17 protein-coding genes are annotated in these 17,129 nt (G+C 63.5%); 16 read left to right on the top strand and 1 reads right to left on the bottom strand.

Annotated features, from left to right (window positions below):
- Positions 1-101 precede the first annotated feature (101 nt).
- From ACPJXG_RS17025 to ACPJXG_RS17010, 4 genes are all read left to right on the top strand, one after another.
- The gene (locus tag ACPJXG_RS17025; protein WP_425251773.1) at positions 102-602 is read left to right on the top strand and encodes a Fur family transcriptional regulator; all 501 of its coding nucleotides are present in this window, start codon (positions 102-104) and stop codon (positions 600-602) included.
- 95 nt (positions 603-697) lie between these two features.
- The gene (locus ACPJXG_RS17020; protein ID WP_425251772.1) at positions 698-1,798 is read left to right on the top strand and encodes a branched-chain amino acid aminotransferase; all 1,101 of its coding nucleotides are present in this window, start codon (positions 698-700) and stop codon (positions 1,796-1,798) included.
- 69 nt (positions 1,799-1,867) lie between these two features.
- The gene (locus ACPJXG_RS17015; protein WP_425251771.1) at positions 1,868-2,584 is read left to right on the top strand and encodes a ribonuclease T2 family protein; all 717 of its coding nucleotides are present in this window, start codon (positions 1,868-1,870) and stop codon (positions 2,582-2,584) included.
- 77 nt (positions 2,585-2,661) lie between these two features.
- Positions 2,662-4,077 (top strand): MFS transporter, encoded by a 1,416-nt coding sequence (locus tag ACPJXG_RS17010; RefSeq protein WP_425251770.1) that lies wholly within the window; start codon positions 2,662-2,664, stop codon positions 4,075-4,077.
- Between the two features lie 14 nt (positions 4,078-4,091).
- Here the strand turns inward: ACPJXG_RS17010 and ACPJXG_RS17005 are convergent, their stop codons facing one another.
- On the bottom strand, positions 4,092-5,726 hold the full coding sequence (locus tag ACPJXG_RS17005; RefSeq protein ID WP_425251769.1) for an acyl-CoA synthetase: 1,635 nt from the start codon (positions 5,724-5,726) through the stop codon (positions 4,092-4,094).
- A 114-nt stretch (positions 5,727-5,840) separates the two neighbouring features.
- Between ACPJXG_RS17005 and ACPJXG_RS17000 the strand changes: the two genes are divergently transcribed.
- The 12 genes from ACPJXG_RS17000 (at position 5,841) to bla (ending at position 17,036) form a co-directional block, all read left to right on the top strand.
- Complete coding sequence (locus ACPJXG_RS17000; protein ID WP_425251768.1) at positions 5,841-6,542, top strand: Crp/Fnr family transcriptional regulator; 702 nt, start codon at positions 5,841-5,843, stop codon at positions 6,540-6,542.
- A 62-nt stretch (positions 6,543-6,604) separates the two neighbouring features.
- Positions 6,605-7,198, top strand: a complete 594-nt coding sequence (locus ACPJXG_RS16995; protein WP_278318613.1) for a hypothetical protein — start codon at positions 6,605-6,607, stop codon at positions 7,196-7,198.
- Positions 7,199-7,222: 24 nt separating this feature from the next.
- Positions 7,223-7,621 (top strand): DUF2946 domain-containing protein, encoded by a 399-nt coding sequence (locus ACPJXG_RS16990; RefSeq protein WP_425251767.1) that lies wholly within the window; start codon positions 7,223-7,225, stop codon positions 7,619-7,621.
- Between the two features lie 61 nt (positions 7,622-7,682).
- Positions 7,683-8,279 carry an SCO family protein gene (locus ACPJXG_RS16985; protein WP_035817840.1) on the top strand — a complete coding sequence of 199 codons (597 nt, stop codon included), beginning with the start codon at positions 7,683-7,685 and terminating at the stop codon, positions 8,277-8,279.
- Positions 8,280-8,298: 19 nt separating this feature from the next.
- Positions 8,299-8,769, top strand: a complete 471-nt coding sequence (locus tag ACPJXG_RS16980) for a copper chaperone PCu(A)C (RefSeq protein ID WP_402720994.1) — start codon at positions 8,299-8,301, stop codon at positions 8,767-8,769.
- A gap of 121 nt (positions 8,770-8,890) precedes the next feature.
- Positions 8,891-9,565: a CerR family C-terminal domain-containing protein gene (locus tag ACPJXG_RS16975; protein WP_425251766.1), complete on the top strand. Its 675-nt coding sequence runs from the start codon at positions 8,891-8,893 to the stop codon at positions 9,563-9,565.
- The gene (locus tag ACPJXG_RS16970; protein ID WP_425251765.1) at positions 9,562-10,770 is read left to right on the top strand and encodes a multidrug effflux MFS transporter; all 1,209 of its coding nucleotides are present in this window, start codon (positions 9,562-9,564) and stop codon (positions 10,768-10,770) included. Before ACPJXG_RS16975 ends, ACPJXG_RS16970 begins: the two co-directional genes overlap by 4 nt.
- A 99-nt stretch (positions 10,771-10,869) precedes the next feature.
- Positions 10,870-12,216 carry a DUF3422 family protein gene (locus ACPJXG_RS16965; protein ID WP_425251764.1) on the top strand — a complete coding sequence of 449 codons (1,347 nt, stop codon included), beginning with the start codon at positions 10,870-10,872 and terminating at the stop codon, positions 12,214-12,216.
- Between the two features lie 73 nt (positions 12,217-12,289).
- Positions 12,290-13,801, top strand: coding sequence for a hypothetical protein (locus ACPJXG_RS16960; RefSeq protein ID WP_425251763.1), 1,512 nt, complete (start codon positions 12,290-12,292; stop codon positions 13,799-13,801).
- Positions 13,802-13,868: 67 nt separating this feature from the next.
- Complete coding sequence (locus ACPJXG_RS16955; RefSeq protein ID WP_425251762.1) at positions 13,869-14,261, top strand: BlaI/MecI/CopY family transcriptional regulator; 393 nt, start codon at positions 13,869-13,871, stop codon at positions 14,259-14,261.
- Positions 14,258-16,015: a M56 family metallopeptidase gene (locus ACPJXG_RS16950; RefSeq protein WP_425251761.1), complete on the top strand. Its 1,758-nt coding sequence runs from the start codon at positions 14,258-14,260 to the stop codon at positions 16,013-16,015. Before ACPJXG_RS16955 ends, ACPJXG_RS16950 begins: the two co-directional genes overlap by 4 nt.
- Before the next feature lie 79 nt (positions 16,016-16,094).
- The gene (bla, locus tag ACPJXG_RS16945; RefSeq protein ID WP_425251760.1) at positions 16,095-17,036 is read left to right on the top strand and encodes a subclass B3 metallo-beta-lactamase; all 942 of its coding nucleotides are present in this window, start codon (positions 16,095-16,097) and stop codon (positions 17,034-17,036) included.
- Positions 17,037-17,129: the final 93 nt, after the last annotated feature.

Raw genomic sequence — 17,129 nt, 5'->3', positions numbered from 1 at the left:
GTTCCAGCAATTGGAATGGCGCCTTTTTTCATTTTCCGGTTCCCTTTTGACGTTTTCGCTTGGCAAGGTAGGGAGAGCAGAACGCACCAGCGGAGAATCCCATGCAAGACATTCAAACCCAGGGCGATGGCCGCGTGTTCGAGCGCTTGCGCGCCGTGCGCCTGCGCCCGACCAGCGCGCGCATCTGCATCCTGCAAGTGCTGGCCGGCACGCAGCGGCAAGCGATGAATGCGGAAAGCATTTATCAGCAATTGCTGCAGATCGGCATTGCCGTCAGCCTGGGCACGATTTACCGCGTGCTCAAGGAGATGGAAGGGGCCGGCCTGCTGCTGCGCGAGCGCGAGGCGAGTGCCAGCGGCAACAAGGCGCGCTACCTGATCAAGCCGGACCAGGTGGAAACGGATAGCTGCTACCTCGTGTGCCGCGTCTGCGAACGCAGCGTGCTGGTGCAGGATACGCCGCTGGTGGAGCAATTGCGCCAGACGGCGGTGGCGCACGGCATGGAAATCGGCGCGAACGTGATTTCCGTGCAGATGCGTTGCAGCCAGTGCGCCGACGAAGCGCAGGCAGGGCGGGGCCGGCCGGCGCGGGCAGCCGTTTGATTGATGCGGCGCAACAAGAACGGCTGGCCCATCCGCCTCCTCGCCGCGCGCATTAGGCGCTACAATAGGGAACCTCTTATTTGTTTCCTGCTGCCATGACCACTTCCACACAGAATCTCGTCGTCACCCCATCCGCCCACCCCCTGTCCGACGCCGAGCGCGCCGCGCGCATGGTCAACCCGGCGTTTGGCCGCATCTTTACCGACCACATGGTGGTGATTCCTTACCGCGACGGCAAGTGGCAGCAGGGTGAACTGAAGGCTTACGGCCCGTTGATGCTGGACCCGTCCGCGTCGTCGCTGCACTACGGCCAGGCCATCTTCGAAGGTTACAAGGCGTTTGCCCAGCCTGACGGCAGCATCAAGACCTTCCGCCCGGAACAAAACGCGGAGCGCTTCAACCGCAGCGCCGCGCGCCTGGCCATGCCGGCCATTCCTGTCGAGCTGTTCCTGGAAGCGGGCGACGCGCTGATTGCGCAAGACCGCAACTGGGTGCCGAAGAATACGGGCGAGAGCCTGTACATGCGTCCGCTGATGATCGCCACCGACCCGTACCTGGGCGTGCGTCCGTCGGAAGAATACCTGTTCGTGCTGTTCGCCTCGCCAGCCGGCGCCTACTTCCCGAAAGGCGTGAAACCCGTCACCGTGTGGATCAGCGAAGACTTCGTGCGCGCCGCGCCGGGCGGCACCGGTGAAGCCAAGTGCGCGGGCAACTACGCGGCCAGCCTGATGGCGCAGTCGCAAGCGCAAGAGAAGGGCTGCGACCAGGTCGTGTGGCTGGACGCCGTGCACCGCGAATTCATCGAGGAAATGGGCGGCATGAATTTGTTCTTCGTCTACAAGGATGGCGAGAAGATCACCGTCGTCACGCCGGAACTGACGGGCACCTTGCTGCCAGGCATCACCCGCCGCAGCCTGCTGGAAATGGCGAAAGACCTCGGCTATGCCACGGAAGAGCGTAAATTGTCGGTCCAGCAATGGCGCGACGACATCGCCTCGGGCCGCATGACCGAAGTGTTCGCCTGCGGCACGGCCGCCGTCATCACGCCCGTGGGCGTGGCCAAGGCCAATGGCTTTGAAATGACCATCAACAACAATGAAAACGGCGCCGTCACCCTGGCCCTGCGCGAAGCGCTGCTGGGTCTGCAACATGGCACGGCACCGGATACGCATGGCTGGATGCACAAGGTTTGCTAATCAGCTTGCTTGATTGATACCGCGCCGGCACCCAGTTGCCGGCGTTTTATATTCTGAAAGGGAAACCTGATGCAATTTCGAACTGTCCTGCCCGCGCTGGCCGCCGTTTTCCTCAGTCTGTCCGCTGGCGCCGTCCATGCGGCCGACGCCAGTTGCGCCATTCCGCGCAACGTCAGTTACTACGATTACGACGTGAAGCCGTCGGATGAGAAAAACACGTGCTACAAGCAAAGCACGAACGTACCCACCGATTACTTCATGCTGGCGCTGTCGTGGTCGCCGGGCTTTTGCGACAGCCAGCGCCGTCGTGGCGCCGTGTCGAAAAAGGCTGCCTTCCAGTGCGCCGAGAGCAACCAGTTCGGCTGGATCGTGCATGGCCTGTGGGCGCAGTCTGCCAATCCGGCCACCTGCGAAGACATTTCCGTGACGCCGCCGCGCAAGACGGACATGCATCCGCGCTACTGCAAGGGCAATTTGCCGAAACTGGCGCCGTCGGAGATCCTGCCCTATATGTGCATGCAACCGGGCGAAGCCTTGCTGCAGGGTGAATGGGAAAAGCATGGCGCCTGCGATTTCGATACCGCCAAGCAGTATTTCGAGAAGGAGCGCGAACTGTTCCAGGCCTTGAAGTTGCCGGATTCCACCATGCCGAAAAACGAGCTGTTCCAGTGGATGAAGCAGCACAACCCGCAATTGAAGGGCCGCTGGCTCGGCTATGAAAAGCACTCGGGCGAGTTGCGCATCTGTTATTCGAAAGATTTCAAGGTCATCGATTGCCAGAAGTAAGCTTGCCTGTCCTGCAGGTTTTTTGCATACATGCTAGTGTATTGCCCGGATCAGCAAGATGAACAGGTAGTGTATTTATGCAGCAGACTAGGCAGCGGCGCACGCAAGCCGTCATGGTAGGCGAGGACGGCTTGCCGCCGGGCGCCCGTTTATGGGCCATGCTGGCGCTGGCCATCGGCGTAGGCATGGCCTCGCTCGATACGGCGATCGCCAACACGGCCTTGCCAGCCATTGCCAGCGACCTGCACACGACGCCGGCCGCTTCCGTCTGGATCGTCAACGTCTATCAACTGGCCATGGTGGCGACCCTGCTGCCGTTTTCCGCCCTCGGCGAAATCGCCGGCTACCGGCGCGTGTTTATCTCCGGCATGCTTCTGTTTACCTTGGCCTCGCTCGCCTGCGCGCTGGCCTGGTCCTTGCCCTCGCTGGTGGTGGCGCGGCTGTTTCAAGGCGTCGGTGCCAGCGCCATGATGAGCGTCAATACGGCGCTGCTGCGTGCCCTGTATCCGAAGCATTTGCTGGGCCGCGCGTTCGGTAACAATGCGCTGGTGGTGGCTGTCGCGTTCGCCATCGGGCCCACGGCCGCCTCGCTGATCCTGGCGACGGCATCGTGGCCTTGGCTGTTCGCCATCAATGTGCCGCTGGGCGTGATTGGGTTTTTCCTCGCCAGCCGCATGTTGCCGGCCACCAAATTGTCCGGCCACACCCTCGATGCGCGCACGGCGCTGTACAACGTGGGCGCCTTCGGCTTGCTGATTCTGCTGTTTGGCGATGCGGCCCATCACGCGTCCAGCGCCGTCCTGCTGGCGGAACTGGTGGCCGTGGTGATCTTCTTTATCTTGCTGCTGCGCCGCCAGGCGGGGCACGCGGCGCCGATGCTGCCGATCGACCTGTTTCGCCGTCCATTATTCCTGCTGTCGTCGCTGACGGCCATCTGCACGTTTGCCGCGCAGGGCCTGGCCTTCGTCTCGCTGCCATTCTATTTTGAAGTGACCCTGGGCCGCTCGCCCGTCGAGACGGGCTTTTTGATGACGCCGTGGGCAGTGCTGGTGGCCGTGATGGCGCCCGTGGCCGGGCGCCTGAGCGACCGTTATTCGCCGGGCATGCTGGGCGGCATCGGCCTGGCGGCGCTGGCGGGCGGCTTACTGACCCTGGTGTGGATACCGGCGCACCCCAGCGTGTTCGACATCGGCTGGCGCATGGCCTTGTGCGGCATCGGCTTCGGTTTCTTCCAGGCACCCAATCTGAAAGCCATCATGGGCAGCGCGCCGCCCGAGCGGGCTGGCGGCGCCAGCGGCGTGGTGGCCACGTCCCGCCTGATCGGACAAGCCACGGGCGCGGCGCTGGTCGCGTACTGCTTCACGGTTTCCGCCGCCAAAGGCACGACGTATGCGCTGTGCCTGGCGGCAGGGTTCGCCGCCGTGGCCAGCATCGCCAGCTTCTCGCGCCTGGTGGTGGCGCAGCCGGCGTGGCTGACCGGCAAGGGCAGCTAAGCGCCTGGACGCGCCTAGACGTCGATGGCCTTGTCCGACTGCATGCGCTTGCGCAATTCGAACTTCTGGATCTTGCCCGTCGACGTGCGGGGCAGGGGACCAAAATAAATGGCTTTCGGCACCTTGAAACCGGCCAGGTTGTTCTTGCAGAACGCGATCAATTCCGCTTCCGTCACCGTGCCGCCTTCGCGCAGTTCGACAAAGGCGCATGGCGTTTCGCCCCACTTTTCGTCCGGCTGGGCGATGACGGCGGCGGCCAGCACTTGCGGGTGGTGGTACAAGGCGTCTTCCACTTCCACGCTGGAAATGTTTTCTCCGCCGGAAATGATGATGTCCTTGCTGCGGTCCTTCAGCTTGATATAGCCATCCGGATACATCACGCCGAGGTCGCCCGTATGGAACCAGCCGCCCGCGAACGCTTCCAGCGTCGCCTTTTCATTCTTCAGATAACCCTTCATGCAGATGTTGCCACGGAACATGATCTCGCCGATCTGTTCGCCGTCTGCCGCCACGGGCTGCATGGTGTCCGGGTCGATCACGGCCACGGCGCTTTGCAAGTGGTAGCGCACGCCCTGGCGCGATTTCAACACGGCCCGCTCTTCCTGCGACAGCGCCGCCCACTCGTCCTGCTCGGCGCAGATGGCGGCCGGGCCGTACACTTCCGTCAAGCCATACGAGTGGATCAAGTCAAAGCCCATGGCTTCGATCTTCGCCACCATGGCCGCCGGCGGCGGCGCACCGGCCACCATGCCGCGCACGGTCCAGGCTATGCCGTCGCGCCAGTTGGCGGGCGCGTTGGCCAGGGCCGCGTGCACGATGGGCGCGGCGCAATAGTGGGTGATGCGCAATTCGCGCATCAGGTCGAACACGAGCTTTGGCTCGAACTTGCGCAGGCACACGTTGACGCCGGCGCGCGCGGCGACGGTCCACGGGAAGCACCAGCCATTGCAGTGGAACATCGGCAAGGTCCATAAATACACGGCATGCTTGGGCATGTCCCACTCCAGGATATTCGACAGGGCATTCAGGGCCGCGCCCCGGTGGTGGTAGACCACGCCTTTCGGATCGCCCGTGGTGCCGGACGTGTAGTTGAGGGCGATGGCATCCCATTCGTCCGCAGGCGGCTGCCAGTCGTAATCGGGGTCGCCGCTGGCCAGCAAGGCTTCGTAGTCGAGCTCGGCAAATGCGTCCACTTCCGGTCCCAGCACGTCATTGACCTGGATCACGCGCAAGCCGGGAATCTGCGCCGCCATCTGGCGCGCCAGTTCGGCAAATTCCGTGTCGGCCAGCAAGACTTTCGCCTGGCCATGGCGCAGCATGAAGGTCAGCGAAGCCAGGTCGAGGCGGATATTCAGGGCGTTGAGGACGGCGCCCGCCATCGGGACGCCAAAGCTCGCTTCCACCATGGCGGGGGTGTTCGGCAGCATCACGGCCACCGTATCGCCCGTGCCCACGCCCAGCTTGACGAGGCCGGACGCCAGGCGGCGCGTGCGCGCATACGTTTCGCCCCACGTCTGGCGCAAGGCGCCATGTGCAATTGCCAGGCGATTGCCATATACTGCGGCTGCCCTGGCGATATAGTCGAGCGGGGTGAGGGCGGCGTAGTTGGCGCTGTTTTTGCCGAGGCCGGTGTTGAAATCAGCTGTCATGCTTGTCTCCTGGTAAAAGAATCTTGTAGCTCCCTGTTTCGGGATTGATAGCGGTTAGCATAGCACCGGTGCTGGAAAATCACTGTCATCTTAGTGACAGGTCTGAAGGATGGAATGGATAGCAACGATAGTGTAGAACGTACGATGCCGGAACTCGACAGCCACGACTGGTTCACGGCCCTCGATGCCCGGCATCAGACCCTGTTGCGTGCCGGCAGCGTACTGCGGCATGTCGAGGCGGGCGCCTTCATCACGCGGCGCGGCGAACCGTCGGTGCACTGGATCGGCGTGCACACGGGCTTGATCAAACTGGCCGTCTACAACGCCGATGGGCGCGGCGCCACGTTTTCCGGCGTGCCGGCCGGCGGCTGGTGCGGCGAGGGCAGCGTGCTCAAACGCGAACTGCGCCGCTACGACGTGGTGGCCGTGCGCGCATCGGGCATCCTCCTCGTGCCGGTGGACCTGTTTCACCTGCTGCTGGCCGAAAGCCTTTCCTTTAACGCCTTCGTCATCCGCCAGCTGAACGAACGCATGGGCCAGTTCATCGCCACCATCCAGAACCAGCGCCTGCTGGCCGTCGACGCGCAAGTGGCGCAAGCCATCGCGCAACTGTTCCACCCCATGTTATATCCGCGCACTTCCAGCGTGCTTGAGCTGTCGCAGGAAGAAATCGGCTTGCTGACCGGCATTTCGCGCCAGCGCGTGAACCAGGCGCTGGGCCACTTGGCCGCATTAAACCTCATCAGCATCGCCTACCAGTCGATCCGCGTCGTCGACCTCGACGGCTTGCGCCGTTATGGCGTAGCGTCGCTGTGATGACAGACCGGACGCGCGATGTGTGGCATGCTGGCGCCTCGTTCACCATATTGACCTGACGCATGGCCCTCGTTTCCGATCATCCCTTGCACTTGCTGGGCTTGCGCTTTCCGCTCAGGCTGCGCGTTACCGTGCGCCAGGGTTTTGTGACTTTGCACAATGAAATCACCACCAAGAAACTGGCCAGCGGCGACAGCTTCGTCGTGCCCGCCTTCTTGCGCTTCGCCTGCGACGTGATGCCGGGGCGGGGCAAGCCGGCCGTGTTCACCCTGGCGCTGGAAGACGATGAGCCCGATGGCGGCCACGGCGGCGGCAAGCGTTGGAGCCAGGCACTGGCGCAGCATATCTTTGATACGCCGCAAGGCAAGTGGACGGCGGCGCGCCTGGCCACCCTGTGGCAAGTGACGCCGCACAAGGCCAGGGCGCGATTGTTTTCCGAGGGCGAGGCCTTGCTCAGCCTGGTGCGCGAGCAGCGCCTCGCGCATGCGCTGCACACGGCGGCGCAAGCGGACGCCGATGGAGAACAGGGCGAGCGCGACCTCGCGCAAGTGGCGGCCGGCTCCGGCTTTGCCTCGATCCCCGCGTTTTGCGACGCCTGCGTGGACGTGGCGGGCGTGCGCCCCAGCCTGTTCCTGCGCGGGCCGGCGCCCGGATAGCCAGACTCCGTTATAATCGGGGCCATGGGATCATTATTGAAGCGCAAACAGTGGCATATGTGGTTCGCCTGCCTGGCGATACTGCTCAATGCGCTGTCGCCGTCCCTGTCGTATGCCTTTGCCTCGCTGCATGCGAACGCGAACAATGCCGCCGTCGAGATCTGCTCGGCCAGCGGCGCCGTCTATACGCAGGCGGACCTGGCGCCAGCCGCCACATCCACCACCGATTCCGTGCTGCACCACATCGAGCATTGCCCATTCTGCATGAGCCATGCGGGCAGCGTGGGTTTGCCGCCGTCGTCAGCATCGCCGCTGCCCGTCATCACGGGCCACGACCTGTATCCGCCCCTGTTTTACCAGGCGCCGCAGGCCCCGTTCGCGTGGCTGGCCGCCAGCCCGCGCGGTCCCCCTTCAGCTGCCTGAACACCCAGTCACGCCTTCCACGTCTTAACCGTATCCACTACGCCCCTCGGGCCAGAATGCCATGAAACGTCGTCTTTTCCTTCTCGCCGGTACGGCGGGATTGCTTACGCTTGCCGCTTGCGAACCAGCGCCGAAACCCCATTACAACGGCCTCGACCTGACGGGAGGCGATTACAAGCCCGACTTCAAGTTGAGCGGCCCCGACGGCAAGGTGTACACCCTGGCCGACTTCAAGGGCAAATATGTGATGGTCTTCTTTGGCTTCACGCAATGCCCGGACGTGTGCCCGACAGCCCTGTCGCGCGCGCTGGAAATCCGCCAGAAACTGGGCGCCGATGGCGATAAATTGCAGGTAATCTTCATCAGCATCGACCCCGAGCGCGACACACCCGAGTTGCTGGGCGAATACATGCGCGCCTTCGACCCCAGCTTCCTCGGCTTGCGCACGGACCCGAAGAACACGGCGCAGACGGCCTTCAATTACAAGGTCTTCTACCGCAGAGTGCCGAGCGGCAGCTCGTACACGATGGATCACACGGCCATCAGCTATGTGCTCGATGCCGAGGGACGCATGCGCCTGGGCTTGAAGCACCAGTTGACGGGCGACGAGTGCGTGCAGGATATCAAGACCCTGATGAAATCGAAATACACCTTATAACCATACCGAGGAAATAATCATGACCCATTTGAAAACCCTGCTGGCCACGGCCCTGACCGTGCTGTCCTTCTCCGCCATCGCACAAACCAGCGTGCAGATTTCCGACCCGTGGGTGCGCGCCACCGTGCCGCAGCAAAAAGCCACGGGTGCCTTCATGCAGATCACGGCGCCGAAAGCCATGCGCCTGCTGGAAGTGCGTTCTCCCGTGGCCGGCGTGGCGGAAATCCATGAAATGAGCATGACGGACAATATGATGCGCATGCGCCAGGTCAAGGAAATCGCCTTGCCAGCCGGCAAAGCCGTCGAGCTGAAGCCGGGCGGCTACCACGTGATGCTGCTGGACCTGAAAGGGCAGGTGAAGGCGGGCGACAAGATCCCGCTGACCCTCGTTGTCGAAGGCGAGGACAAGCGCCGAGAAACCATCGAAGTCAATGCCGTGGCCCGTCCGCTGGGCGCCACTTCGGCCCCGATGCCTGCCATGAAGCACTGATCGCCATCATTCTGGCCAGAAGCCCGGTTCGCCGGGCTTTTTTGCGCCCGCCTGAAAGTTAAACGGTTGTTTGATATAATTCCGCACAATATTAAACAGCTGTTTAAATGATGGGAATGGCATGACGCAAGACAAGAAGATCGAGAATGAAAGCGAACCGGCGCGCACGCGCATCCTGCAGGCGGCCGTCCAGCTGTTTGCCGATGATGGCTACAAGCTCGCGTCCGTGCGCAGGATCTGCGAGGCGGCCCACGTCAACGTGGCGATGGTCAATTACTATTTTCACGGCAAGGAGGAGCTGTATCTTGCCGCTTTTGATTATGCGCGCGAGCTGGCGCAGGCCTCGGCTGCGGACGTGGCCGCCGCCAGCGCGCAGGCGCAGCTGCCGCCGGTGGAGCAGTTGCGCCTGGCCATAGAAGCGCTCGTCTCCGACATGCTGCGCTCGGGTTCCGCGTCCCTGTTCAGCCGCCTGGTGGCGCGCGAACTGATCGAGCCGACGGCCGCCATCCACAAGCTGGCCGAGCGCAACGTGCGTCCGCAGCACGCCTTGTTCACGAGCTTGATCCGTGGCGTGGTGGGGCCGGCCATGCCCGCCGAGGTGGTGCAGAAATGCGTGTTCAGCGTGATTGGCCAGGTGGTGTTTTATGCCCGTTCGCGCATCGTGCATGAACTGGTGGTGCCGGAAATCACCTATGACGAGGCGGGCATCGCTGATATCGCCCGGCACATTGCCGCTTTCTCGCTGGCGGCCCTGGACGGCTTGCGTCGCCAGCATGTTGCGCAGGAGCTTGCATGAAGGCCCGCAACCTGACTCTGGTGCTGGCCGGGCTGGCCATGCTGGGCCCGTTCGCCACCGATACCTTCTTGCCGTCGTTTCCCGCGATCGGCACGCATTTCGATGTCAGCAGCGTGCTGGTGCAGCAGACCCTGAGCGTCTACCTGGCCGCCTACGCCTTCATGACCTTGTTTTATGGCACCTTGTCCGACTCGTTCGGCCGCCGTCCCGTGATTCTCGCTTCGCTGCTGCTCTTCGCCGTGGGCTCCATCGGCGCCGCGTTCGCGCCCAGCTTTGGCTGGCTGCTGTTTTTCCGCGGCATGCAGGGCGCGTCGGCGGGAGCGGGCAGGGTCATCGGCCAAGCCATCGTGCGCGACAGCTTGTCGGGCGCGGCCGCGCAAAAGATGCTGGCCAATATCATGATGGTGTTCGGCATCGCGCCAGCCATCGCGCCCATCATCGGCGGCTGGCTGCATGTGGCCTACGGCTGGCAATCGACGTTTGTGTTCACTTTTGCCGTCACCGTGCTGCTGGCGCTGGCCTGCCTGAAAGGCTTGCCGGAAAGTTTGGCCGTCGAACAGCGCCAGCCTTTTCACCCAGGCAATATCGCGCGCAATTACTGGCTGGCCTTGCGCCACAGGGCATTCCTGTTGCGTTCGCTGGCCGTGGCTTTCGCCTTTGGCGGCTTCGCCCTGTACATCGCGTCCGCCCCGCATTTTATTTTGGAGTTGCTGCATCTGCCGGAAACGGCCTTCGGCTGGATGTTCATCCCCATGGTGGCCGGCCTGGTGGGCGGCTCGGCGCTGTCCGGCAAGCTGGCGCACAAGGTGGAAAGTGCCGTGCTGGTGCGCTGGGGCTTGCTGGCCATGGCGGCCACGGGCGCGCTCAATATTGCTTATAACTACTGGTTCGCTGCCAGCATCCCGTTCGCCGTCGTGCCCGTGATGCTGTACGCGTTCGGCATGTCGCTGGCTTTGCCGGGCATGACCATGTCCACGCTCGATATTTTCCCGCAGATGCGGGGCCTGGCCGCGTCCCTGCAAAACTTCGTGCAAATGCTGGTGTTTGCGCTGGTGTCCGGTTTTGTCGCACCGCTGCTGTTCGACAGCGCATTTAAATTGGCGCTGGGACAGGCTTCTGCCGTCGTGCTGGCCGCCGCGTTCTGGTGGCTGGGCAGCCGCCAGGAGGCGGAACAGGGTGCGATGGGCGTTGCCAAAACGGCATGAACGAAGTTTGAAAAGGTAGGCATGCTTCCTGCTTTGTTACACTGTGACAATCAGACCCGCGCGGGTCTAAGCAGTTTTGCAACTTTACCTTTGGCTATCATGCACTTGATTAACTCCAGTTTGAACCACGCCTTGCGCGTTCCGCTGGCTGCGGAAATCCACTCGCGGCCGTTTTTGCAGCTCGATGCCCCCGAGCTGATCACCCATCTGGCCGTGTATAAAGATGACAGTGCGGCGTCCGGTGCGTCGAATATGGCGGCCCAGCACGCCACCCTGGCGGCCCTGTGCACGCATTTCGGCGTCACGCCGCCCGCTGCCGAAGCCAAGTATTTTTATTATGACTTTGGCCGCTTCCGCCTGAAATGGGAATGCCACACGGAATTTGCCACGTTTACCTTCGCCGAGCATCCTGGTGCCGCCTTGCCTCTGGAACAGGCGTTCGAGCGCATGCCCCTGGAACAGTTGCCGCAGCAGTGGCTGGTGGGCTTGAAGGGCAAGCTGATGGTGGCGGCCCACGTGGTGCTGGAGCAGGCGACCGAGCCTGCCGAGATCTTCATGCAGGGCTTGTCGCGCGTATTTGAGGGCAATACCCTGGCCGGCAGCAAAGTATTGCAAGGCGGAGAATTGTGGACGGATTTCACGATCCAGTCCGACGGCTTCAGCCGTTTCGTCATCCGCGACGCGGGCATGCGCTCGCAGCAGTCGGGCCGTTTGGTGCAGCGCGTGCTGGAAATCGAAACCTACCGCATGATGGCCTTGCTGGGCTTGCCTTACGCCATGCAGGCGGCGCCATCGTTGAACGCCATCGAGAACGAATTGGCGACGCTGGCCGCCGCCATGGTCGATACGGACGACGCGCCGGGCCTGGCCAAGAGCGACGACGGTGTCTCCGAGCAAGCCTTGCTCGACCGCATCACGCGCCTGGCGGCCCGCATTGAAAAGCTGTCGCTCGACAATAGCTACCGTTTTTCCGCCTCGAAAGCCTACATGGGCCTCGTGAAAGCGCGCATCGACGAGTTGCGAGAAGTGCGTATCGAAGGCATCCCGACGGTTGAGGAATTCATGGATCGCCGCCTGACACCGGCCATGAACACGTGCGAAGCGATGGCCAGCCGCCAGGAAGCGATGGCGCAGCGTATTGCCAACACGAATGACTTGCTGCGCACGCGCGTGGGCATCGTGCAGGAATTGCAAAACCGGCAAATCCTGCAATCGATGAACGCCCGCGCCGCGCAGCAGCTGCAACTGCAGCAGGCGGTGGAAGGCTTGTCCGTGGCGGCGATCTCGTACTACGTGATCGGCCTGTTCAGCTACACGGGCAAGGCGGCCAAGGTGATGGGCTTGCCCGTGAATCCGGAAATCCTCGTCGGCGCCCTGGTGCCGTTCGTGGCAGCGGCCGTGTGGCTGGGCCTGCGCCGCATGCACCACAAGCTGCACGCGAACTGAACAGGACGACGCTGCGCTGTCATTTTTGCTATCTTTCAACATTCGACCGTCAGGTGTTTTGAAAGGAAGTTGCGTGCTACCGAATGTTGGCGATGTTTACAGTGTGTTTTCGTCCGAGCTGCAGCAGTACGTGGCTTGCCAGGTCACCCGCATCAAGGATGTGTCCTCGTCCAGGCCCGCAGCTGCCGTGCTTGAGCTGGACTGGACCGGCGACGCCTTGCCCGATGCGGCGGCCGTGCAAGCCATGCGGCCGTTGCTGTGCGACTATTTCTTCTGGAATAATCGCCACGACCACTGCTATGCCACGGCGAACGTGCCGCCTGGCCATACCCTTGTTGGCAATATCGCGCCGCTGGTGGATGTGGAAGTCAACAGCTACCGCAGCGGCTGGAACGTGGGCGACAGCGTGCTGCGCCAGCGCAACTGGGAACGCATCGATCCGCTGCGGCGCCAGCGGTTCAAGGCCGCGTCGGAGGAGCGTGAAGTAACAGTCGGCGGCCACGTTTTCCGCCAGGATGCGACGAAAATCGATGACAGCGTCTTGCAGGCGCTGGGCGACATGTCCGAGCTGGAACAACTGCCTTGCCTGATGTCCATCGAGACCAGCAATGGCACGCAGGCTCTGATGGAGTTTATCCAGGGCAATCCCTTCATCAATGAGCTGCACTGGCAATCATCGACGGTGCATGCGCTCGATTTCAGCGGCAGCGGCGTGAGCCGGCTGATCCTGCAGCCCGATGGCGTTACCAGCCTGGTCTTGAACAAAGGCCTGGGCCTGCTCGCGTTGCGCGGTGCGCCATCGCCGGCGCTGCGCATTGACGATGGCGCCGATGGCCGCCATCTGACACTGCAGTGTACGCAGACGCTGCCGCCGTTCCACGGTCTCGGCCAGCTGGGTGGCCTGTCGCTGGTCAGCATGAAGGAAGTCGACCTGGCGCAGGTGGCGCAGCGCTTTCCCCATTTGACGGCCTTGCGCATCTGGGGCAAGCCGGGGCTGGCGTCGCAGATGGCCAGCCTGGTGCAGCTGACCCAGTTGCGTATGTTCACCGCCTATGATCTGTTCGGTTACACGGCGCAAGAGTTTCCATCAGCCACGCAATTGCCGCAGTTGTCGGCCTTGTGGCTGACCAGCTTGCCCGCCGATGTGGCCAAGGCCGTCAAGGCCGGCTACAAGAGGGCGGCGGCGCTGGGACTGGACTTGTCGGTGAGCAAGGCGCGCAAGCCGGAATGGCTGGCGGACAACCTGCTCAACCCGTTCCGCGACTGGGATGGCCGCGAGCATATTTCCCCCGCGTATGCGAAAAAGGCGGCGCTGGCCTACAAGAACATGCTGGCCGCAACGCGCGGCATCGATGCCGCCATGGAGGCGACGGCGGCCGCCGCCGCGCTGGAAGCGATGGTCATCGCCTATGTCGATGCATTCAACAAGATCGAGCGGCGCGCCAGCATCATCGAGACGGTCGAGCGCGAGGAAATTTACACGGTGCTGGCGGAGCTGCTGGCCGAGCTGGCGCAGCAACTGGGGCCGGCGCTGGTCGATGAGCCGGCCTTGCTGGACCTATTCGACCGCTTGCGCGAGTTCTAGGGCCATCGCCAAGCGATATAGAAAAAAAGTTCTAGACATTGAGTTCTAGAATCGGTATTCTGGCGGCATGTTAAAAAATACCTCCACTCCCCATCCCACGGCCGCTGAACTGGACCTGCTGCGCATCCTGTGGCAGCGCGGTCCGTCCGACGCGCGCGCCGTGTATGACGCCCTGGCCGCCGAGCGTGCCGCCGCCAGTTACGCCACCGTGCTGCGCCAGCTGCAGCTGATGCATGGCAAGGGCTTGCTGAGCCGCGATGAAAGCCAGCGGCCGCAGCTGTATGCGGCCGTCGAAGCGCAGGAAAAGTTACAGACCAGCTTGCTCAAGGATTTGATAGGCAAGGTGTTTTCCGGTTCCGGCAAGGCGCTCGTGCTGACGGCGCTGCGCGAGCACGTGAGCGACGCGGAACGCCTGGAAATTGAAAAGATCCTGCGCAGCAAGGATGGCAAGGCGCCATGAACCTGGACATGGGCTTGGGCATTGAGTTGGGCAAGCTTGTCCCTGCGCTGGGCTGGGTCTTGCTGTATTTTGTCTGGCAGGGCGTGATCGTCGGCGCAATGTCCGCCGTCCTGCTGTGGCTGCTGCGCCACGCCAGCGCGCGCTGGCGCTATGCCGTTTGCGCGCTGGCGCTGCTGTTGTGCCTGTGTATTCCCACCGTCCACCTGCTCTCGCTCCTGTCCGGCACAGCGCTGGTCCAGCTGCCCATGGCCGCGCCGCCCGCCTGGCGTGCCGCGCTGCAAGCGTGGATGCCGGCCCTGGTGCTGGCCTGGAGCGCCGGCGTTGGCCTGATGAGCTTGCGGCTGTGCCTGGGCCTGGCCTGGGTCGGCAAGCTGCGCCGCCAGGCGGTGGCCGCACCCGCCATCTGGCAGGCGCGCCTCGATGCGCTGGCTTTGCGCATGGGCCTGCACGGGCGGCCGCCGCTGAAGCTGCACGCTGGGCTGGCCAGTCCCGTCACCGTGGGCTTCTGGCGTCCCGTCGTCCTGCTGCCGGCCGCCTTGCTGAGCGGCATGCCCGTCGCCTTGCTCGAAGCGCTGCTGGCGCATGAGCTGGCGCACGTGCGGCGCTGGGATTACCTGGTCAATCTGTTGCAAAGCGTGGCCGAGGCGCTGCTGTTTTTTCACCCCGTCGTCTGGTGGTTGTCGGCGCGCATGCGGGCCGAACGGGAACAGGTGGCCGACGCCCTGGCCGCGCAAGCGCTAAAAGATCCGCAGCAACTGGCCACGGCGCTGCATGCGCTGTCCTTGCAGACGGCCGCGCCGCAGCACTCCGGCTTGCTGATGTCGGCCCGGGGCGGGGCGTTGCTCACGCGTATCGAACGCCTGATGGCGCCTGGCCTTGACAGCGGCAGCTGGAAGCTGGCCGTGCCCGCCTTGCTGCTGGCCTGTGCCACCTTGCTGCTGCAGACGCAGGGCAAGCCCGAAGTCAGCGGGGCGATCCTTGCCGAGGCCGCCGCCGGCATGCTGGACTTGCCCGTCAGCGCCAAACACATGCTGGTGTTCGATGACGCCAGCGGCAAGGTATTGATGGCGAAAGACGCGGACGCCGTCGTGCCGATCGCTTCGATCACCAAGCTGATGACGGCCATGGTGGTGCTCGACGCGGGGCAGGATAAGGAAGAGCAGGTGCGCATCGTGCGCGCCGATGGCGACGCGTCGCTGCAGCGCCACAGCCTGCTGGCCGATGGCGTGGCCGTGTCGCGCGGCGCGCTGTTGCAACTGGCGCTGCTGCCGTCCGAAAACCGGGCCGCCGCCGCGCTGGCGCGCACCTATCCGGGCGGCAGCGCGGCTTTTAATGACGCCTTGCAAGCGAAGATCCGCCACCTGGGGCTGACGCGCACCACCTTGCTGGACCCCGTCGGCAGCTCGCCGGCGAACACATCCACGGCCAGCGAGGTGGCGAAGATCGTCGCGGCGGCCGCGCGCTATCCGGACATCGCGCGCATCACCAGCCACCCGCAAGCGAGCGTGGCCGTCAATGGCAAGCTGCGCACTTTGCACAACACCAACCCGTTGGTGGGCGGCAAAGGCTGGGACATTGTGCTGTCCAAGACGGGCAGCAGCCACGAGGCGGGCAGCTGCCTGACCATGCGCATGCGCAGCGGCGGCAAGCACGTCACCGTGGTGCTGCTGGACGCCGCCGGCGCGCAGCGGCGCTCGCTTGACGCCGGACACATCCGCGACACCCTGGCCGACAGGACCGGTCGCATGCATTGATACCCCCCCCCGGGCGCGCCAGTGCGGGCGCCCATCTTTTTACACTCTGGAGATGAAGATGACACTATTGGCGAAGTTGATGCTGGCTACGGTTGCGACCATGGCGGCTGGTACGGTGCAGGCGAAGACGCCGGCGACTGTGCAAGATAAACCGGTGAATTGCGACAATTGCAAGGAATGGAACGCGCCCGTCAAGCCGTTCAATGTCTTTGGCAATACCTGGTATGTGGGCACGGCCGGCCTGTCGGCCGTGCTGGTGACGAGTCCGCAGGGCCATATCCTGCTCGACGGCGCGTTGCCGCAATCGGCGCCTTTGATCGTGGCGAACATCAAGGCGCTGGGCTTTCGCATCGAGGATGTGAAATACATCCTCAATTCGCATGCCCATTGGGACCATGCGGGCGGCATTGCCGCGCTGCAGCGGGCCAGCGGCGCCACCGTGATGGCCAGCGCGGCCGCCGCCCCCGTGCTGCAAAGCGGCACCAACGGCAAAGACGATCCGCAGTACCAGGCCGATCCCGTCGTGCACGTCGCCAAGGTGCGCAAGGTCAGCCTGGTGGGCGAGGGCGATACCGTCAAGGTAGGACCGTTGTCCTTGACGGCCCACATGACGCCGGGCCACACGCCAGGCGGCACGACGTGGACGTGGACGTCGTGCGAAGGCCAGCGCTGCCTGGACGTCGTGTATGCGGATAGCCTGAACCCGTATTCGAGCGGCGATTTCCGCTATACGGGCAAAGGCGCGGGCAAAGGCGGCACGCCCGATATCTCGGCCTCGTTCGAAGCGAGCATCGCCAAGGTGGCTGCCTTGCCATGCGACATCATCATCCCCGTGCATCCGGGCACGACGGACGTGCTGGGCAAGGCCGCCAGGCGCAGCGGTCAAGACAATCCCCTGATCGACGCCGGCGCCTGCCGCGCCTATGCGGCCGAAGCGGGCGGCTTGCTGGCCAAAAAGCTGGCGAAAGAACGGGGCGTGGCGTTACCAACCGAAGCCAAAGGCGCGGCGCACGCGCATTAAGCTTTTTACTCTGCCGCCTGCCGCTGTTTGTGCAGGCGTTTCAGGAATACCGTCATTTCCTTGACGGCTTGCAAGTCGCCTTGCTGCTGGGCC

This window comes from Janthinobacterium sp. NFX145 (assembly GCF_049810325.1).
Lineage (GTDB): Bacteria > Pseudomonadota > Gammaproteobacteria > Burkholderiales > Burkholderiaceae_D > Janthinobacterium > Janthinobacterium rivuli.
The sequence above is the reverse complement of the archived record's forward strand: the minus strand, read 5'-3'. Positions and strand labels throughout refer to the sequence as shown.